The following is a 19,548-nucleotide window of genomic DNA, read 5'->3' on the forward strand; positions in this document are numbered from 1 at the left end:
TTATGTAAGTTATTATCTGTTTCTAAGGCTGGGTATTACAAATGGTTGAAACAGTCGTCGAATCCAGTTGAAAGAAAAAATGATTTTTTACTTCAGTTTTTAATAAAAAGAAGTAATGAAGAGCACTGCATACCTGGTTACAGAAAATTGTGGCAAGCCGCCATAGCCGACGGATATGATTGCAGTAAAGGCCGAGTGCAGCGTTTATTACAAAGCGTAGGTTATCGCTCTAAATCAGGTAAGCGTCGCTACACCAGTGGTAATAAAAAGCAGGGTTTTATAACGACAGAGAATCTACTTGCTCGTCAATTTGATGTTGAAGAGCCTAATAGTGTATGGGTATCGGATATAACTCAGGTGCGCTGTAAAGAAGGCTGGCAGTACTTATGTGTCATTTTAGATTTATACTCACGCAAAGTTGTGGGCTGGGCAACAAGTCGAATTAATAATGCGGTTTTAGTGATTAAAACACTAAAGAAGGCTTGGAATGTGCGCAAGCCGAACGGGCAACGTTTACTGTTTCATTCAGATCAAGGGAGCCAGTATCGAGCTAAAGAGACTATATCGTGGTTGAACAAGCGAGGTGTAACGATTAGCATGTCGAGAAAGGGGAACTGCTGGGATAATGCCTGTTCAGAAAGTTTTTTTGCTCAGTACAAAAAAGAATGGATGAGTAATCTAAATGAACTGAGTCGTAGCGAAATGACAATACAAAGTCGTTTTTATATTGAGAATTACTACAACTCAGTGCGAATGCATGGGACGATTGGAAATGTTAGCCCCATACAATATGAATCAATGAATTAAAACCCCGTGTCTACTTTATCGGGGTCAGATCAATTATCAAGTAACTATTTGGAGGGATGTCAAATTTTAGGCATTAAAAAGCCGAGCATTAAGCTCGGCTTTTTGGTGTCTCTTTAAAGACTTACTCTGCAGACTGCGCGTCTTCTTGAACTTCTTCGTTAGTCGCTGGGCGACCTACTAGTTCAATATAAGCCATTGGTGCATTATCACCAGCACGGAAGCCACACTTAAGAATACGAGTGTAACCACCTGGACGGTCTGTATTACGAGGACCGATTTCGCTGAACAATTTACCAACTACTTCATTATCACGCGTGCGAGCAAACGCTAAACGGCGATTTGCTACACTGTCAGTCTTAGCCAGTGTGATTAAAGGTTCAATTACACGGCGTAACTCTTTCGCTTTAGGCAAAGTAGTTTTGATGATTTCATGTTTCACCAAAGAACCTGCCATATTGCTGAACATCGCTTTACGATGGCTACTGTTACGGTTTAATTGACGACCACTCTTACGATGGCGCATGACCCTATCCTTCTAACTAAACTAATATAGTGATTTAGATTATTCAGCTAGGCTTGCAGGCGGCCAATTTTCTAGGCGCATGCCTAGAGAAAGACCACGTGAAGCTAGCACGTCTTTTATTTCAGTTAGAGACTTCTTGCCTAGGTTAGGCGTTTTAAGAAGCTCAACTTCAGTGCGCTGAACTAAATCACCGATATATTGAATTTGCTCGGCTTTCAAACAGTTTGCTGAACGTACTGTTAGTTCAAGATCATCAACTGGACGAAGTAGAATAGGATCGAATTCTGGCTTCTCTTCTTTCTCTTCTGGCTCAGTTACATCACGTAAATCTACGAATGCATCTAATTGCTCAGCTAAGATAGTAGACGCACGGCGGATCGCTTCTTCAGGATCTAAAGTGCCGTTTGTTTCCATATCAATGATTAACTTGTCTAAGTCTGTACGTTGCTCAACACGGGCTGATTCAACCGAGTACGCAATACGTTCAACTGGGCTGAATGATGCATCAAGCAGCAATCGACCAATTGGACGCTCATCGTCATCAGAGGATAAACGACTAGATGCCGGCACATAACCACGACCACGCTCAACACGAATACGCATGCTGATCTCGCTGCTATCTGTCGTTAAATGACAAATAACGTGATCTGGATTAGCAATTGTTACATCGCCATCGTGCTGAATATCAGCCGCAGTCACAGGGCCTACACCAGATTTAGTCAGGGTCAGAAAAACTTCATCTTTGCCTTCTAACGTTACTGCTAAACCTTTTAGGTTTAGTAGTATTTCAATGATGTCTTCTTGTACGCCTTCTTTCGCGCTGTACTCATGCAATACACCGTCGATTTCAACTTCAGTTACTGCACATCCAGGCATAGATGATAACAGTATACGGCGTAAGGCATTACCCAGAGTATGGCCAAAGCCACGCTCTAGTGGTTCTAAAACTACTTTAGAACGCGTTGGGTTGATAGCGTCGATATCGACTAACCTTGGTTTTAGAAATTCTGTAACAGAACCCTGCATTTTATCCTCTCTTAACTCTTAACTTTACTTAGAGTAAAGTTCGACGATTAGTTGTTCATTAATGTCCGCAGACAGATCTGAACGCTCAGGTAGGCGCTTGAAGCTACCTTCCAATTTCTTACCGTCAACTTCAACCCAAGTCGGCTTTTCACGTTGCTCAGCCAACTCTAGAGCAGCGATGATACGTGCTTGTGTTTTAGACTTCTCACGGATTACTACAGTATCTTCTGGAGCAATTACGTATGAAGGAATGTTCACAACACGACCATTAACTAAAATCGCTTTGTGGCTTACTAACTGACGTGCTTCAGCGCGTGTGCTAGCAAAACCCATGCGATATACAACATTGTCTAAACGTTGCTCTAAAAGCTGTAACAAGTTTTCACCTGTATTACCTTTAAGGCGAGCAGCTTCTTTGTAGTAATTACGGAATTGCTTTTCTAATACACCGTAGATACGACGTACTTTTTGCTTTTCACGTAATTGTAAACCGTAATCAGATAAGCGACCTTTACGAGCGCCGTGCTGACCAGGTGCAGTCTCAAGTTTACACTTAGAGTCGATAGCTCTTACGCCGCTCTTAAGGAACAGGTCAGTACCTTCACGACGACTCAGCTTGAGCTTAGGGCCCAAATATCTTGCCATGTTATTTCTCCTAACCTATTGTTAAACGCGACGTTTCTTCGGTGGACGACAACCATTGTGTGGTATTGGCGTCACGTCAGTAATGTTGGTGATACGGTAACCAGCAGCATTCAAAGCACGTACAGCAGATTCACGACCTGGACCTGGACCTTTAATGAAAACTTCTAGATTTTTTAAACCGTATTCTTGAGCAGCAGTACCTGCACGCTCTGCAGCAACCTGAGCAGCAAATGGTGTAGATTTACGTGAACCACGGAAACCTGAACCACCGGCAGTAGCCCATGATAGTGCATTACCTTGACGGTCGGTAATTGTTACAATAGTGTTGTTGAAAGACGCATGAACATGAGCCATACCATCAGCAACTTGCTTTTTAACCTTTTTACGACGAATTGGTGTCTTAGCCATAATACTATCCCCTTATCGCTTAATAGGCTTACGAGGACCCTTACGGGTACGCGCGTTAGTCTTTGTTCTTTGACCACGTAGTGGTAAAGAGCGACGGTGACGTAGGCCACGGAAACAACCAAGGTCCATAAGGCGCTTGATATTTAGAGTAACTTCACGACGAAGGTCACCTTCTACAGTGTACTTGCCAACTGCATCACGCAGTACGTCAAGAGTTTCGTCTGAAAGTTCACCGATTTTTGTGGTCTCGGCGATACCAGTCGCTTCTAAGATAGCCTTAGAGCGAGTCTTACCTATGCCATAAATAGCTGTTAAACCAATAACTGCATGTTTATGATCAGGGACGTTAATGCCAGCGATACGGGCCACTAACACATCTCCTATATTTGAATTTGGTAATCAAAAGTTTGAAAAGCCCGTAAGGATACTCAAACGAAGACCAAATCACAACTAAAAACACAGGCCGAGAAATCTCAGCCTGCACGACTGTTTACTTAGCCTTGCCTTTGCTTATGCTTAGGCTCACTGCAAATTACGCGTACTACACCAGCACGTTTAATAACTTTACAGTTACGGCATATTTTCTTAACGGAAGCACGTACTTTCATTGCTCAACTCCGTAAACTGACCTTATCGGCCGTAGCCTTTAAGGTTCGCTTTTTTCAGCACAGAATCATACTGATGTGACATCAGGTGAGTCTGTACTTGTGCCATAAAGTCCATGATTACTACAACGATAATCAAAATTGATGTACCGCCGAAATAGAATGGCGTTTGCCATGCCATAGTCATGAATTCGGGCACCAGACAGATAAAGGTTATATACAAAGCACCTGCCAATGTCAGGCGTGTCATCACTTTATCAATGTATTTAGATGTCTGCTCACCTGGACGAATACCTGGGATAAATGCGCCAGATTTCTTCAGGTTGTCTGCTGTCTCACGCGGGTTAAAAACCAACGCTGTGTAGAAAAAGCAGAAGAAGATGATAGCTGCTGCTAGCACCATCGCATACAAAGGCTGACCTGGAGTCAACGTTGTTGCAATAGCTTGTAGCACATCAGCGACCGGACCTTCACCCTGGCCGAACCAGCTTGCAATTGTACCAGGGAACAGAATTATACTGCTAGCGAAGATTGGTGGAATAACACCCGCCATGTTTACTTTTAGTGGTAAATGCGTGCTTTGAGCAGCAAATACTTGACGACCTTGTTGGCGTTTAGCGTAGTTAACAACGATACGACGTTGTCCACGTTCGAAAAACACTACAAGATAAGTAACAGCGAATACTATAACCGCAACCATCAACAGTACAAAAACATTCAAATCACCTTGGCGCGCCATTTCGGCTGTCGAACCAATAGCAGACGGCAGGTTAGCTACAATACCAACAAATATAAGAACTGAGATACCGTTACCGATACCGCGTTCTGTTATTTGTTCGCCCAACCACATTAGGAACATAGTACCAGTTACTAAACTCACCACTGCGGTGAAATAGAAACCGAGACCCGGGTTAACAACTAACCCTTCCATCATGCCCGGTAAGCTAGTTGCAATACCGATTGATTGGATAGTAGCAAGCACAAGCGTGCCATAGCGTGTGTACTGGCTAATTTTTTTACGCCCTTGCTCACCTTCTTTCTTAAGCTCTATAAACGGAGGATACATATGCGTTAATAGTTGCGTAATAATCGAAGCCGAGATATACGGCATAATACCCAGTGCTAACACTGAAGCTCGCTCAAGCGCACCACCGCTAAACATGTTGAACATCTCAACAATGGTGCCCTTTTGTTGCTCGAAGAAATCGGCAAGTACAGCGGCGTCAATCCCAGGGATTGGCACAAATGAACCTAGACGGTAAATAATGATAGCACCTAAAACAAATAGTAATCGACGCTTCAATTCCGAAAGTCCACTTTGTGCACTTTGTGTATCTTGACCTGGTTTAGCCATTAGTACTTCCTTAGTCTTCTACCTTGCCTCCGGCAGCTTCAATAGCTTCGCGAGCACCTTTAGAAGCCTTAAGGCCTTTAACGGTAACAGCGCGTGAAACTTCGCCAGATTTAACAACTTTAACGAACAGAACGTTCTTTTTAACTAGACCAGCTGCTTGTAACGCGTTTAGGTCTACCACATCGCCTTCAACTTTAGCGATTTCAAAAAGGTTTACTTCTGCAGATACTAACGATTTGCGTGAAGTGAAACCAAATTTAGGTAGACGACGTTGCATAGGCATTTGACCGCCTTCAAAACCAACGCGTACTTTACCGCCAGAACGTGATTTTTGACCTTTGTGACCACGGCCACCAGTCTTACCAAGACCAGAACCGATACCACGACCAACACGTTTTGGAGCAGTTTTAGAACCTGCAGCAGGTGAAAGTGTATTCAAATGCATGAAATTAACCCTCTACCTTAACCATGTAAGAAACTCGGTTGATCATACCACGTACACATGCTGTGTCTTCTAACTCAACAGTGTGGTTGATACGACGTAAACCAAGACCGCGTAATGTAGCTTTATGCTTCGGTAAACGACCGATAGAGCTCTTTACTTGTGTTACTTTTACAGTTTTATTTGCCATGGTTACCCCAGAATTTCGTCTACGCGCAGACCACGTTTAGCAGCGATTGACTCAGGAGAATTCATGTTCTCTAGAGCTTGAATCGTTGCACGTACTACGTTGATCGGGTTGGTAGAACCGTAACATTTAGAAAGTACGTTCTGCACACCAGTAACTTCTAGTACTGCACGCATAGCACCACCTGCGATGATACCAGTACCTTCAGATGCTGGTTTCATGAACACTTGTGAGCCAGCATGACGTCCTTTAACAGGATGCTGTAATGTGTTGCCATTTAGGTCTACATTGATCATGTTGCGACGTGCTTTTTCCATTGCTTTTTGAATAGCAGCTGGAACTTCACGAGCTTTACCATAACCAAAACCTACTTTACCTGCGCCATCACCAACTACAGTTAGTGCAGTGAAGCTAAAGATACGACCACCTTTAACTACTTTAGACACACGGTTTACCGCGATTAGCTTTTCAGCTAAATCAGGCTGTTGTTGCTTTGCTTCTACGTTAGCCATTGTCTACTCCTAGAATTGCAAACCGGCTTCACGCGCAGCATCAGCTAGCGCCTTCACACGGCCGTGATATTTAAAGCCACTGCGATCAAAAGCAATCTTTTCGATGCCTTTGTCAGCCGCACGTTCTGCAACCGCTTTACCAACTGCTTGTGCAGCTGAAACGTTGCCTGTGCCTTTAACTGTTTCGCTAATAGCTTTCTCAACAGTAGAAGCAGCAGCCAGTACAGTACCCTCAGCATTAACTACTTGAGCGTAAATGTGACGTGGCGTGCGGTGGATAACAAGACGCGTTGTGCCTTGTTCAATATAATTTCTACGAGTGCGTTTAGCACGACGTAGACGAGCTGTTTTTTTATCCATCGTCTTACCTTACTTCTTCTTAGCCTCTTTACGGCGTACATTCTCATCTGAATAACGAACACCTTTACCTTTATAAGGCTCAGGTTTACGGTATGCACGAATGTTAGCAGCTGTTTGACCAACTAACTGCTTATCTACGCCCTTAACTAGAACTTCTGTTTGGCTTGGAGTTTCAATCGTAATTCCCTCAGGAACTTCGAAATTAACTGGGTGCGAGAAACCAAGTGTTAAGTCTAAAACTTTACCCTTAGCTGCAGCACGGTAACCAACACCTACTAACTGAAGTTTCTTCTCGTAACCTTCATGCGTACCAACAACCATGTTGTTGATTAGAGCGCGAGCAGTACCTGCTTGAGCCCATGCATTAGCTACGCCTTCACGAGGTAAAGTTGTAATAACGTTGTCGTTAACTTGTACTTCAACAGCGTTGTTGATAGTACGAGTAAGTTCACCGTTTTTGCCTTTAACTGTGATGTCCTGGCCTTTTAATGTAACTTCTACACCGGCAGGAACATTGATTGGTGCCTTTGCTATGCGAGACATAGTTCCCCTCCGATTAAGCTACAAAGCCAATGATTTCACCACCAACACCAGCACTACGTGCTGCGCGGTCTGTCATTAGGCCTTTAGAAGTTGATACGATAGCGATACCAAGACCACCCATTACCTTCGGTAATTCGTCACGTTTCTTATAGATACGTAGACCAGGGCGGCTAACACGCTGGATATTTTCAATTACAGCTTTGCCTTCGAAGTATTTCAACTCGATAGAAAGCTCAGGTTTCGCTTCGCTGTTTACAGCGAAATCTGCGATGTAACCTTCGTCTTTTAATACTTTAGCTACTGCTACTTTCAGCTTTGAAGTTGGCATCGTTACAGATACTTTCTTCGCTGATTGACCGTTACGGATACGTGTAAACAAATCCGCGATAGGATCTTGCAAGCTCATAGTCTTACTCCCGTGATACTATTACCAGCTAGCCTTTTTAAGGCCAGGAATTTCACCGCGCATAGCTGCTTCGCGAACTTTAATACGGCTCATGCCGAATTTGCGAAGGAAACCATGTGGGCGGCCCGTAATGTTACAACGATTACGTTGACGTGCAGGGCTAGAATCACGTGGTAAAGCTTGAAGCTTAAGTACCGCGTCCCAACGATCATCTTCAGATGCGTTAACATCGCTGATGATAGCTTTTAGTGCTGCACGCTTTTCAGCGTACTGAGCAACTAGTTTAGTGCGCTTTGCTTCGCGCGCTTTCATAGAATTCTTTGCCATAACCCTACCCTTATTTCTTGAATGGGAAGTTAAACGCTTCTAACAACGCACGGCCTTCCTCATCAGATTTCGCAGAAGTTGTGATTGTGATATCCATACCGCGTACACGGTCTACTTTATCGTAATCAATTTCTGGGAAGATGATTTGTTCACGTACGCCCATGCTGTAGTTACCACGTCCATCAAAAGACTTAGCACTCACACCACGGAAGTCACGGATACGTGGGATAGCGATTGATACCAAACGCTCAAAAAAGTCCCACATACGCTCGCCGCGTAAGGTTACTTTACAGCCTATTGGGTAGCCTTCACGCACTTTGAAGCCAGCAACAGATTTGCGTGCTTTAGTGATTAAAGGTTTCTGACCAGCGATAGCTTCTAGATCCGCAACAGCGTTATCTAAAATCTTCTTGTCAGCTAGGGCTTCGCCCACGCCCATATTTAATGTGATCTTTTCGATCTGAGGGACTTGCATGACAGAGCTGAAACCAAACTTCTCTTGAAGCTCAGCAACTACTTTGTCTTTATATACTTCATGCAGTTTCGCCATCATTCTACTCCAACTATTAGATAGTTTTACCAGTAGATTTAAAGATACGTAATTTCTTACCATCTTCAATCTTGAAACCTACACGATCTGCTTTACTCGTTTCCGAGTTGTAGATCGCAACGTTTGATACGTCGATAGACGCTTCTTTCTCAACAATGCCGCCAGCTTGGTTCAATTGTGGAACCGGCTTTTGGTGTTTCTTGATTAAGTTAATGCCTTCGACAAATACTCGACCAGACTCGGTAACAACTGAAAGCACTTTGCCGCGCTTACCTTTGTCTTTACCTGCTAGTACGATTACTTCGTCATCACGACGGATTTTTGCTGCCATGATAGACTCCTTACAGTACTTCTGGGGCTAGTGAAACAATTTTCATGAACTTATCATTACGAAGTTCACGAGTCACAGGGCCGAAGATACGAGTACCAATTGGCTGCAAGTTATCATTTAAGATAACAGCCGCATTGCTATCGAAACGGATCAGAGAACCGTCCGGACGACGAACGCCTTTTTTGGTACGCACAACTACCGCGTTTTTAACATCACCTTTCTTCACTTTACCGCGAGGAATAGCTTCTTTCACAGAAACTTTAATGATATCGCCAACTGCCGCATAGCGACGGTGTGAACCACCAAGGACTTTTATACACTGCACTTTGCGAGCGCCGCTGTTATCAGCAACTTCCAGCTGAGTTTGCATTTGGATCATGTTAATGACCTCCGGTGTAGTAATTACAACTTGCCTTAAATTTGTTTAAAATCAAGGCACTTCGATTAAATCCCACTCAAAAAACAACAGAGTTGTCTCTTAAGGGCGGGCAATTGTACCAGCATTGGCTAGTGAGTGGTAGGTTATTTTTTAATTAATTTAAGGGAAGGACAGATTAAAACTGAGTAAAAACCGCTATGTAGCTATTTTACAAGTGGTTATAAAACAATCAAGGCGCAAATAGCGCCTTAATTATTTATTTGTGGGGTTTAATAGTTAGCCAAATAAGCCTTTTAGTTTATCTTTGACTTTGTCCTTGGCTTTTTCTTTTGCTTTCTCTTTGGCGTCATCGAGTTTTTGTTTTGCTTCATCTTTAAGCGCGTTGCTTACATCTAGCTTAAAGCCAACGTCATGAAATGGGCCTTCTATACGCAGTGGGATTTTAAAGCCTGTACTATCATCTGTAGTGCCTTGCCCTTCAATCGAATCAACAATGCCGGTCACTAAGCGATAATCAACATTGGTTTTAGGCAAATCTACATCGCCCTCACCTGTAATACGAATAAGTGGGCTCATCAGCGATAGGTCGTTATTATGGCCCACGCCATTAGTAAAGTTAAAGCTACCGGTGAGCGCAGAAAAATCTGTTTGCTCTGATTCTTCAAAGCCTGTATCTAGCCCTTCACTCACAGCTCCAAGGTTACCCGTAATAAGCTCTTTGCCTTTGCGAACCATCTCAGCCACGTTTGCGCCTTTAACAGCACCATCGGCAAATTCAAAGCCAACCTTGCCATTTAATGCACTAATAAAGGTTTTTTGACTTTGCCCAGTTGTGGTTAAATTCCAATTTAATGACCCTTTACCCATAAGCTTATCAAAGCCAGCCGCATCAGTGAGTAACGGTTGTGCGTCTATGTCGGCTAAATCAAAATTTGTGCTTATTTTATACGGCGTTTGCTGCGCATTTATGTTGATAACCCCTTTACCAGTGCCCTCATATGCTTTAAAGCTATCTAAGCTTAATTTAGCAACGCTGTTGTTTAAATCGACTGTAAATTGATTAGCACCTAGCTCAATATCGTTAGCTTTTAAACCGCTTGAGCGAATAACTACATTAGCATTAAGTGCATTTAATGCGCTTAAATCAATTTTAGTATCGTCCCAAACAATCGGCTGCGCAGCTTTAGGTTCTTCGCTTTGCGGCGCTTGCTGCTTAGCGACTACCTCCGGTAAGTAGGGATTCAAATCAAGCATACCTAGGTCTATATTGGCATTAACCGCTAGTTTATTGCCTAAGTTTACTTCACTTTTTCCTTTAATCTCTAATTCATCTAGGGTAGCAATCAGCTCTTCTAAGTTAAACGTATCATCTATAAGATGCATTTTACCGTTTACACTAAACGCATTAAATGCATTTTCTTTAGCGTCTAAGTCTACCCCTTGCCAAGTTGCTAGCTCTTTAACAGAGTCGCCACTTAGCGCTAACTCGCCTTTTATATCTTTACCTTGGCGAGCAATACTGCCGTTAAAAGTAAGATCGACCAAGCGAGAGTCTACGCTTTGAGCAACCTCAAATGTCGCCCCTTCAATTGCCTTTGCCGGCGTATCCAGTTTTACATCAAGCTCAAAGCGCTCTTGCATATATGTAATGCCGCCTTTGATCTCTAGTGTCTTACGTAGTGAAGGAAGTAAAATAGCCAATTCCAAGTCACTAATTTGTTGTTTAGCGCCTGTTTGCCCATCTAGGTAAGTAAAGGTACCACCGTAAATAGCCACTTCACCTAACTCTATATCAAAGTTCTCTGGTAGTTTAACTGACTCGCCTGATTGAGTTTGCTCTTGCGGCTGCTCTGCTACAGCATCAAACAACTGCCAGTTAGCTTTACCGTTTTTATCAGTTTCTAATAAAATATTGGGCTCGTTAATAACAAACTTATCTAGTTTGAATTCGCCGCCAAATAACGATAACCATGGTATATGCACAGCTAATTGCTCCATACTTGCCATGTCGTCGCGCGAGCCTGTCTGCATGTTTGCAAAGTGCACATCGTTAAGCTCTAACTTTAATGCAGGAAATACACTAAGCGTTTTATCACCTTTAATAGTAAGTGTGCGCCCTGTTGTTTTTTCAACCTGCTCAGATACTTTATTAAAAATAGTATCGGTTGGGATTAAAAACGGAGCGGCAATAATTAACGCAATACAAAGTAAGAGTATTACACCAACAATTTTGAGTAAGGTCTTCATGATCATCCTTTCAAACGTGCAAATAATGTTCTTATCATAGCGAGTGTTAGCTTTAAAATCATTGTCGTTGTGATAAAAAAGCACTTTATTAAATATTACCGTCTTATCCTGAACCGCCCCTGAAACATTTTGATACCTTTAGGTTACAAAAAAATAGTGACACTGTGAAACCTATAGGTTACATAATGTAAATTTTAAAAGGAAATGAGTATGTCGAATCATGATATTAAAAATGAAGAAAAGTTTATGGGCCAAAATGCTTGGTTCTCATTATTCATGGGAGTCACTTTATTAATCATCAGTGTTTACCCACTGCTTACTCAAACATCAGCCCCACTATTGTTTTTTGGCACTGCTGCCTTTTTAGGTTCATTCTGTATGTTTGTGATCAGAGGCGGGTTTACATGGAAAATGAAATACCACCTTACCTACAAAGATGAGTACTTAAACACTATCGACACTATTGCCTATAAACATGTAGTTCTTGGTTTACTTTTTAGTATGGGTGGCGTGTATTTACTCTCAGATGATTTGGCTTTAGAAGTGTCTCACACCATGATGGCCTCGTTTTACCTTGCTGTAATGTGTTTAATATACGGCGTATCAATTCTTTGGCAAAGCAAAGATTAGGAGCAAAAGTGCAAAATCAAATTGCAAAATACCGTAAAGAAGCAGGCCTTTCGCAGCAAGAGTTAGCAGATCTAATTGCAGTTTCACGTAAAACTATAAGTACTGTGGAAACGGCAAGGTTTACTCCTTCGGTAATAATTGCGCTTAAAATAGCGAGGCACTTTAAAACTTCTGTTGAAAGCTTGTTTACGCTGCAAGAGCATGATTAAACCTCGGCAATCATGGTGCTTATATTAAGCATCATGATTGCATCCCTTGAATTGTTAGGTATGATGCACGGCCCTGTTGCTATTGGCGTATTTGCGCTAAAATAAAGCAGCTAAAAAATGTATCTACTCGGAGACTCTACAAGGCATGAAAAAACTGCTAATTTCACCGTCAAAAATGGCGCTAGGCGAACAAGAAAGTCAAATTTACCAAAACATCTTGAAGCAAGCTTCAGAACTAAGCCTAAACCTAATGGCCGTGAAAGTAGAAAACCACCCAGAGGATTTTTTAGGCTGGTGTTATGAGCTGCTAAGTGCAAGTAAAGACCGTATAAATTACGATTTACTAGAGCCACAGCAACTACCACTTTTAAAAAAGCTGCATGACCAGTTAACTTCTGCAATTAGCTTTTTACAGCTTAAAACACTACGTGTAGCACCTTGGCCTGTTATTAGTATGTTTGTAGAACAACACAAAGAACTTATTGCACTGGACGAACAGCTTCGCCTTACCACGTATTTGCACAGCATCCGTGAGCAAGCACTAAAAGATATGATCCCAGAGGATTTACTGGCATTTAGTGGTAAACACACTGCCACGCTCGACCCAAGCACCTATAACTTTGATGTTGAATGGTTCGCATCAACAAAAAGTGCAAAGGGTTTTCATCAAATGCTAGCCGACTTGCCTGGCGCGTTTGACGATGCACTTGCTAACATCCCGCTTGAAGGTGATGTGAGCGAAGCTGATTACCAACAGTTTGTTGTTGCTTATTTACTTGCCTTTAACGGTAGCGATGAAAAGCCAACCCTTGCTCCTGCTACACGTTTATTAGCAATGCGCCGCCCAGATGTGTTTACGCCAATTAGTAATAGCCGTCTTGATGCATTATGCGCAGCTTTAGGTATTACAAAATTAAACAATCGCGACTTTGAGCGCTACTGGCAAGATATAGTACAAAGCATTCATGCTATGTCGTGGTTTAAAATGGCTAATGGCAGCAATGAACTAGAAGAGCAACTAGTTAGTATAAAAGCGTTATTACCGTGCTTTTTTTACTATGCAGATGCCAGCACGGCCGACAACTCAAATTATATTAAGCTATTAAATAAACCTAAACGCAGCACAACAAGTGCGGGAAAACCACAGCGTAGAGGTAAAGAGTCAGCCGAAATACTTGTAGACCGTGCACTTGCAGCCGATGACATTCCCGAGCATATTCGTAGCAAACGCGACTCTATTATTAGCGAAGTACAAAAAGGCCGCGGAGTAAACGAAACAATTAGTCTTATGCGCACTATATTTGGCTAAATTTACCTAACCTAACTGTATTTTTCTGGTGCAGTTAGGTTAATTTATGCACCAGCAGTGTGCGTTTTTTAATTAACCACCTCAATCATCCCCTCTTCTAAAACTTCTCAACATATTGTTTTATAAAAGTAAAAAACCAGTTTTATAGAAATTATTTTAAGCTGGCACATACAGTGCAATTGCATTCCCAGTTAAACAATAAAACACCGCCAGTCAAAGGGTTGCCAATAAGAGAATAAAAACCTAGGCGATAAAAATCATATAACGGGAAATGGACATGCTAAAACTAAAAAAAACCATCGCAATTAGCGCAATAGCTTTATTAGGTGCTACATCTTTAACATCAACAGCCGTACATGCAGAAGTAACAGCAAACGCAGCGGCTACGTCTAACTACTTATGGCGTGGTCAAGAGCAAACTGGGGGCGATGCTGCTATTTCTGGCGGTATTGATTACGCTGACGAGTCAGGCTTTTATGTAGGTACTTGGGCATCAAATGCTTCATGGGCCGATGAAATGACTTACGAGCTTGATGTTTACGCGGGTTTTGGTGGCGATATTAACGACACATTTAGCTACGATGTAGGTTACATTTATTACGCTTACCCAGATGCAGCTTCTGAGGCAGATGCTGATTTCTCTGAAATTTACGGTAGCATCAGCGCAGAAGGTTTCACCTTTGGCGCTGCAATCCTTGCCACTTCAGCGGCAGATGGCGATGGCACCGACTTTGGCGATTCATTATACCTAAATGCCGATTACAGCTTTGCTGTTGGCAGCAATGGTACTGAGGTTGCGCTACACTTAGGTCACTACTCTGGCGACTTTATAGGTGATGATAATATTATTGATTACGGTATCTCTGTATCAAAAGATGGTTTTACTTTTGGCGTATCTGACACCGACATGGATGAGTCAGATGTTAAAGTTTACGTAGGCTACGCTGTAGACTTTACGCTTTAAAACAAAATGTGTTACTTGCTGCAACACTAAGGGCCTTTTGGCCCTTTTCTCGATTAGGGCACCTAAATACCCACAGCGCCTTTTAATTTTAGCGACTAAAGCACCTTACTATATAACCCACTTCAGTTAACCGCCGAGCTCCTCGCTGCTATTACCTCTTTTTACCAATATGCTAATTCGCTTTATTAAGCTTTATTGCACATTGGTATTAGCAATTCGCTAAAACAAAAAAGGCCGCATTAAATGCGGCCTTTCCGTTAATCGTTAAAACTTAGCTAGGTTGTTTTTACTGTCTTTATCTACAAGCTTAATGTATGGGTCTACCCCTGCGTACACTGGCTTTTCTTTTACTTTTAGCTCAATAGTATTAGTACCAGAGACTATTTGATGCTTTTGCGAGTAAATCACAAAGTCTTCAGCGAGAAGGTTTTCAGGATCATCGCTAAATAATGCAATATCAATTAGCTCATCGAGTGGCTGCTCGGTTTCTTCACCTTGTCCATCGGCATGCTGCTTAGTTGCTTCAACGCTCAGTGTTACTGTATAAAAACCTTCGCTATCAACATCATCTGTAACCGACACTGCTTCCATTTCAAGCTCATAAAGCGTTATATATTTAAACTGATCATCAATAAAACGTTGTTCAGCTTGTGTTGCATCTCGCTTTAAATAACTAAGTAAATCAAGTGTGGTTGGGTATGGCGTTGCTTGGTATTTAAACTCATTCAAAAATGCTTTAAGTGCGGCATTTAAGCGTTCTTCACCTAATCGGTCATACAAAGCCATCATCGCAACCGAGCCTTTATTGTAATGAAGATATTGTTGAGACTGCGTTTTATACAGCGGCATTTCTTCAAAGGCTTCGCCTGTGCGGCCCATTAAGTATCTATCTAACTCGTACTTTAAGAACTTACGAAGCTTCTCGGCGCCAAAGCGTTTTTTTAGCACCATAAGCGCACTGTATTGGGAGAGCGATTCAGAAATAACGGCACTGCCCTCTACATTAGCCCCAGATACTTGATGCCCCCACCATTGGTGTGCAACTTCATGTGCGGTTACATAGTAAGGTAGGTCAACTTTACTCTCATCTCTTAAGTCTGTAATAAAGCCAATACTTTCTGAGTAAGGTACCGTATTGGCAAAACTTTGCGCAAACGAGCGATACTTAGGAAATTCGATAATACGTAACTGCTTATGCTGATATGGCCCAAAGGCTTGCGTGTAGTAATCTATTGAGTCTTGTACCGACTCAATCATACGGTCAACATTCCATGCATGATCTTTGTGGTAGTACACCTCAATATTTACACCGTTATGTTCAACCTTTTTGCTTTCAAGCTCCGCCGAAAGAACAGAATAAAAGTTTATAATTGGAGCATCCATTTTATAAACAAAAGTACGTCGTCCGTCTTTTACACTTTCACTTTTTAAGTAACCAGGTGTAATAGCAAATTGTGACTCATCGGTGGTTACCGTTGCCTTGTAGTTTATAAATCCATTAGCAGGCCCAAACTCATTTTGCGTATAATAGCGGCTGTCTTCTAGTTTATGTGCACGTTCAAGCTCGGGTAAGTCGTGCTTACGGCGCTCATACTTATCCGCAATTTGAAAATACTTTTGATAACCAAAATTTGGGAATAATTCTCTATTATTTACAAATGTACCGTTATGCACGAGTTGAGTATCAGAGCCTCTATCAACAAAACCGTCGTGTTCACGAGAAACTGAAAGCTCACCTTCGCGTACTTCATTAGGCATTAGCGGTTGTTCAAACTCAAACCATACCATGCCAAAATCGGTTAAACGCTCAACTATTTTTCCGCCCGCCATTTTTACATCCCAGCTTTTAGATTGGCTAGGCTCGTTAATTAACACACGGGTTATTGGCTCGTTTGCGGTATTGGTAAACTTAATTTTAGCCACGGCGTTTAAAGCACGCTTTTTAGGATAAATATCAATGTGTAAATCAACATCAGTTATTATAGGCAGCGGTAAGTCTTTGTATTGTGAGAACTCTTGCTCATACCTTACTTGTAGCGCTTCGTTATCATCACTTGTTACAAACTCATTGATTACACGGGTGTTGTAATAAATGTTATAACCCGCGCCCACAAATACCAATAAACTTATAACGGCTGCAATCTGGCCTTTTAAAGACATGTTGTAACGCACTAAAGATAAACGCGTACGCAATGTTTGCGATGGACCACGGTGCCATAAAGCAAACCCTACAATAGCTAAAAACACACTCAATGCACCCCAATATAGGGTATACCAATGCGCGCCTTGTAAAAAATGCCCGTAACCGTTTATGTCTGAATACGGTACGCTGCTGCTTTGTGAAAAATGATACATATGATGCTCAAACCCGTAAGCACCCATTACCATTTGAGCAATGTAATATAGAATAAACAAACCCATACCTATGTATTTATTAGGGCTAATTATTTGTAAAAAGAACGCCAAAATAGCCATCATAATTAAAGGCAATAATGTAAGGTAACCCAACCTAAATAAGTACTGGCCAAGCTCTAAGTTAAATTGCCCCTTAAATAGTTGCACCGCAATGGTAAACATCATACCTACTAAATAAAGGCCACAAACCGCAGTGATTAGCGCAATAATTTTAGATACCCAAAACACACTGTTATGCACCGGGTAGCTGTCAACAATATCGCCCATACCACTGTGGCGTTCTCGCCAAACCAGCTCTGCGCTGTAATAAGCAATAATAATAAACATAAATATAGCGGAGGCGTTTTGAATAATGCCCACCATGTTTTGTGTGAGCGGCCAATCTGTTGTGCCATATGCGCCAATAGGCGCAAAAAGTGGTGCGAGTAACGTAATAATACTGACGCCCGCTAAAATCATAAAAGGAGCACTTAATATAACCTGCTTAAGCTCAAATAAGCTGCGCATTACTAATTGCGATTGCGTATTGACCCCTTTTGACTTGTAGTTTTTAGCGCTGCTAATAAGTGCTGCTTGTTTATTTTTTACAAACGTAGAGACAGCAAATTGCTTTTTCTGTTTTTTAGTGACTACGCGGTTAGCTAACTTTCCGAGGCCAAAAAACATCGCTAAACTTATTGCTACCCATAAAATACGGTTAATTAAAAAATCGCCCGAAAGCGTTAACACTTCAGTATTTTTATCACTTACAGTCCAGTAACGGGTTAAGTCAATTAATGAACCAGTGCCAAATGGGTCTGCGTAAACAACAATATTTCTAAACGCTAAATCGTCAAAATAGATACTCGCCAATTGGTAGCTTATATAGATCACCACGGCCGTTACATATACCGCCATTATGGTTTTAAAATAAACCGCCACACTATTAAAAATAGCACTGAGGACCAATAAGCTTGGCACTGCTAAATATAAGAAAGGCGCAGCGTAATATATAAACTTATTAGGGCCAACTAGCTCACTATCAAGCCAGCCAACCAACAAGCCAAACTGAGACCCCAAAAATACGCCTAGTGGCACGCTTAAAAACACGATAAGTACAACTAAGTAAGCACCAAAAAAACGCCCTGATTGATAAGCAAGCGGGTTAACGGGCTTACTAAACACCAGCTCATCCATTTTGGTCTCGCTGTTGCGAATCGCTGAGCTTGCAACAAAGTTAACCACTAAAAACATAGCAAGCGTACAAAAGGTAACCGTTAAAACCATAATGGTATAAGGCGAGTTCATATGAACATTAGCCCCACCTAGCGGAAACTTACTACTGGAGCTTATAAAAAACGCCATAAAAAAGAAGATTAATGAGGTCACATAAAACGAAGGCTGGCGCACAAAATAGCGCAGCTCAAACGCGAGCATATTAAAAAACATAGCGCCCCCTTATGCTACTTGGCTGTTACGATGATTAAGCAACGTAGAAAAATATACATCTTCTAGGTTTGCACTGCTGAGATCAAAACCTTCAGGGGCTTCATTGGCTAATACATGTAATATGGTTTGCCCTGCAAATAAGCGTTTTGAAATAACAGGCAGTTGCGGCTCAAGCTCTAGTGCTTCTTCTTGGCTCATGGCTTTACGCCAAATTTGGCCTTGGAGTTTATCGGTAAGGGCAATGGGGTTACCCTCTAATAATATTTTTCCGCCTGCCAGTACGGCCATGTTTGGGCAAAGCTCTGCCACATCTTCAACAATGTGGGTCGATAATATAACGACTTTTTGCTCGCCTAAGCTTACTAACAAGTTATGAAAACGATTTCGCTCTTCAGGGTCTAGGCCTGCTGTTGGTTCATCAACAATTAGTAAATCAGGGTCACCTAGTAAGGCTTGTGCAATACCAAAACGCTGGCGCATACCGCCCGAAAAGCCACTTACCGCTTTTGAGCGATGTTGATATAAATTAGTATGTGCAAGCAAGCCTTCTACCGACTCTTTACGCTCGCCTTTGTTATGAATGCCCTTTAAAACAGCCATATGGTCTAGCAAGTCGTAAGCACTTACGCGAGGGTATACACCAAAATCTTGCGGTAGATAACCTAAACGTTGGCGCAAAGCCTGTGGGTCTTTAAAAACATCAATACCATCAAAAGTAATTGAACCCGAATCGGCAGATTGCAACGTAGAAATAGTACGCATTAGTGATGATTTACCGGCGCCATTTGGCCCTAGCAGCCCAAACATTCCTTTTCCTATAGATAAATCAACACCTTGTAGTGCATGTACGCCATTATCGTAGGTTTTAGATAACCCTGTTATTGATAGCATTTTTACTTCCTTGAATTTTAAATAGTTTTTTTATTGCGCTTTTTATACCA

General features: G+C 41.9%; 25 protein-coding genes (1 of these 25 cut by a window edge). 5 read left to right on the forward strand and 20 right to left on the reverse strand.

The annotated features are described in order from the left end of the window. The gene (locus tag VOI46_RS15475) for an IS3 family transposase (RefSeq protein ID WP_095206617.1) occupies nt 1–807 on the forward strand; it begins 362 nt to the left of the window's first position. Within the gene, nt 1–807 belong to an annotated coding region that runs on past the window's edge; the region does not span the whole gene. A gap of 121 nt (nt 808–928) precedes the next feature. Here VOI46_RS15475 and rplQ read toward each other — a convergent pair. The 18 genes from rplQ to VOI46_RS15565 all read right to left on the reverse strand — a co-directional run bounded on the left by rplQ (nt 929) and on the right by VOI46_RS15565 (nt 11,652). Next, nucleotides 929–1,330, reverse strand: coding sequence for a 50S ribosomal protein L17 (gene rplQ / locus VOI46_RS15480; protein WP_004589197.1), 402 nt, complete (start codon nt 1,328–1,330; stop codon nt 929–931). A gap of 39 nt (nt 1,331–1,369) precedes the next feature. Next, nucleotides 1,370–2,356, reverse strand: a complete 987-nt coding sequence (rpoA, locus tag VOI46_RS15485) for a DNA-directed RNA polymerase subunit alpha (protein ID WP_004589198.1) — start codon at nt 2,354–2,356, stop codon at nt 1,370–1,372. Nucleotides 2,357–2,380: 24 nt separating this feature from the next. Continuing rightward, a complete protein-coding gene (gene rpsD, locus VOI46_RS15490; protein ID WP_004589199.1) occupies nt 2,381–3,001 on the reverse strand; it encodes a 30S ribosomal protein S4 in 621 nt (206 codons plus the stop codon). Between the two features lie 21 nt (nt 3,002–3,022). Further along, on the reverse strand, nt 3,023–3,409 hold the full coding sequence (rpsK, locus tag VOI46_RS15495; RefSeq protein ID WP_002959471.1) for a 30S ribosomal protein S11: 387 nt from the start codon (nt 3,407–3,409) through the stop codon (nt 3,023–3,025). A gap of 12 nt (nt 3,410–3,421) precedes the next feature. Next, nucleotides 3,422–3,778: a 30S ribosomal protein S13 gene (gene rpsM, locus VOI46_RS15500; protein ID WP_004589200.1), complete on the reverse strand. Its 357-nt coding sequence runs from the start codon at nt 3,776–3,778 to the stop codon at nt 3,422–3,424. A gap of 125 nt (nt 3,779–3,903) precedes the next feature. After that, entirely contained in the window at nt 3,904–4,017 is a 114-nt protein-coding gene (rpmJ, locus tag VOI46_RS15505) for a 50S ribosomal protein L36 (protein WP_002959476.1), read from the reverse strand. 22 nt (nt 4,018–4,039) lie between these two features. Continuing rightward, on the reverse strand, nt 4,040–5,368 hold the full coding sequence (gene secY / locus VOI46_RS15510) for a preprotein translocase subunit SecY (protein ID WP_004589201.1): 1,329 nt from the start codon (nt 5,366–5,368) through the stop codon (nt 4,040–4,042). Nucleotides 5,369–5,378: 10 nt separating this feature from the next. Continuing rightward, nucleotides 5,379–5,813 carry a 50S ribosomal protein L15 gene (gene rplO / locus VOI46_RS15515; protein ID WP_004589202.1) on the reverse strand — a complete coding sequence of 145 codons (435 nt, stop codon included), beginning with the start codon at nt 5,811–5,813 and terminating at the stop codon, nt 5,379–5,381. A 4-nt stretch (nt 5,814–5,817) separates the two neighbouring features. Continuing rightward, nucleotides 5,818–6,000 (reverse strand): 50S ribosomal protein L30, encoded by a 183-nt coding sequence (gene rpmD, locus VOI46_RS15520; RefSeq protein ID WP_004589203.1) that lies wholly within the window; start codon nt 5,998–6,000, stop codon nt 5,818–5,820. A 2-nt stretch (nt 6,001–6,002) separates the two neighbouring features. Further along, nucleotides 6,003–6,509 carry a 30S ribosomal protein S5 gene (gene rpsE, locus VOI46_RS15525; RefSeq protein WP_004589204.1) on the reverse strand — a complete coding sequence of 169 codons (507 nt, stop codon included), beginning with the start codon at nt 6,507–6,509 and terminating at the stop codon, nt 6,003–6,005. 9 nt (nt 6,510–6,518) lie between these two features. Beyond that, on the reverse strand, nt 6,519–6,869 hold the full coding sequence (rplR, locus tag VOI46_RS15530) for a 50S ribosomal protein L18 (RefSeq protein ID WP_004589205.1): 351 nt from the start codon (nt 6,867–6,869) through the stop codon (nt 6,519–6,521). Nucleotides 6,870–6,878: 9 nt separating this feature from the next. Next, nucleotides 6,879–7,412 carry a 50S ribosomal protein L6 gene (gene rplF / locus VOI46_RS15535; RefSeq protein WP_004589206.1) on the reverse strand — a complete coding sequence of 178 codons (534 nt, stop codon included), beginning with the start codon at nt 7,410–7,412 and terminating at the stop codon, nt 6,879–6,881. A gap of 13 nt (nt 7,413–7,425) precedes the next feature. Beyond that, nucleotides 7,426–7,818 (reverse strand): 30S ribosomal protein S8, encoded by a 393-nt coding sequence (gene rpsH / locus VOI46_RS15540; RefSeq protein WP_004589207.1) that lies wholly within the window; start codon nt 7,816–7,818, stop codon nt 7,426–7,428. A gap of 21 nt (nt 7,819–7,839) precedes the next feature. Then, nucleotides 7,840–8,145, reverse strand: coding sequence for a 30S ribosomal protein S14 (rpsN, locus tag VOI46_RS15545; protein ID WP_004589208.1), 306 nt, complete (start codon nt 8,143–8,145; stop codon nt 7,840–7,842). 10 nt (nt 8,146–8,155) lie between these two features. Then, the gene (gene rplE / locus VOI46_RS15550) at nt 8,156–8,695 is read right to left on the reverse strand and encodes a 50S ribosomal protein L5 (protein WP_004589209.1); all 540 of its coding nucleotides are present in this window, start codon (nt 8,693–8,695) and stop codon (nt 8,156–8,158) included. A gap of 16 nt (nt 8,696–8,711) precedes the next feature. Then, entirely contained in the window at nt 8,712–9,026 is a 315-nt protein-coding gene (rplX, locus tag VOI46_RS15555; RefSeq protein ID WP_004589210.1) for a 50S ribosomal protein L24, read from the reverse strand. A gap of 10 nt (nt 9,027–9,036) precedes the next feature. Further along, nucleotides 9,037–9,405: a 50S ribosomal protein L14 gene (gene rplN, locus VOI46_RS15560; RefSeq protein WP_004589211.1), complete on the reverse strand. Its 369-nt coding sequence runs from the start codon at nt 9,403–9,405 to the stop codon at nt 9,037–9,039. A gap of 276 nt (nt 9,406–9,681) precedes the next feature. Continuing rightward, nucleotides 9,682–11,652 (reverse strand): AsmA family protein, encoded by a 1,971-nt coding sequence (locus VOI46_RS15565; RefSeq protein ID WP_004589212.1) that lies wholly within the window; start codon nt 11,650–11,652, stop codon nt 9,682–9,684. Between the two features lie 210 nt (nt 11,653–11,862). Between VOI46_RS15565 and VOI46_RS15570 the strand changes: the two genes are divergently transcribed. The 4 genes from VOI46_RS15570 to VOI46_RS15585 all read left to right on the forward strand — a co-directional run bounded on the left by VOI46_RS15570 (nt 11,863) and on the right by VOI46_RS15585 (nt 14,764). Further along, nucleotides 11,863–12,282, forward strand: a complete 420-nt coding sequence (locus VOI46_RS15570) for a hypothetical protein (protein WP_004589213.1) — start codon at nt 11,863–11,865, stop codon at nt 12,280–12,282. Between the two features lie 8 nt (nt 12,283–12,290). Then, nucleotides 12,291–12,491, forward strand: coding sequence for a helix-turn-helix transcriptional regulator (locus VOI46_RS15575; RefSeq protein ID WP_004589214.1), 201 nt, complete (start codon nt 12,291–12,293; stop codon nt 12,489–12,491). A 145-nt stretch (nt 12,492–12,636) separates the two neighbouring features. Beyond that, nucleotides 12,637–13,800 (forward strand): hypothetical protein, encoded by a 1,164-nt coding sequence (locus VOI46_RS15580; RefSeq protein WP_004589215.1) that lies wholly within the window; start codon nt 12,637–12,639, stop codon nt 13,798–13,800. Nucleotides 13,801–14,077: 277 nt separating this feature from the next. After that, complete coding sequence (locus VOI46_RS15585; RefSeq protein WP_004589216.1) at nt 14,078–14,764, forward strand: TorF family putative porin; 687 nt, start codon at nt 14,078–14,080, stop codon at nt 14,762–14,764. Nucleotides 14,765–15,028: 264 nt separating this feature from the next. On the opposite strand, the gene VOI46_RS15590 is transcribed toward VOI46_RS15585, so the two are convergent. Next, nucleotides 15,029–18,607 (reverse strand): M1 family aminopeptidase, encoded by a 3,579-nt coding sequence (locus VOI46_RS15590; protein WP_004589217.1) that lies wholly within the window; start codon nt 18,605–18,607, stop codon nt 15,029–15,031. Between the two features lie 9 nt (nt 18,608–18,616). Next, nucleotides 18,617–19,498, reverse strand: a complete 882-nt coding sequence (locus tag VOI46_RS15595; protein WP_004589218.1) for an ABC transporter ATP-binding protein — start codon at nt 19,496–19,498, stop codon at nt 18,617–18,619. Between the last annotated feature and the right edge of the window lie 50 nt (nt 19,499–19,548).

The organism is Pseudoalteromonas sp. CuT4-3, assembly GCF_035666335.1.
GTDB lineage: Bacteria > Pseudomonadota > Gammaproteobacteria > Enterobacterales > Alteromonadaceae > Pseudoalteromonas > Pseudoalteromonas atlantica.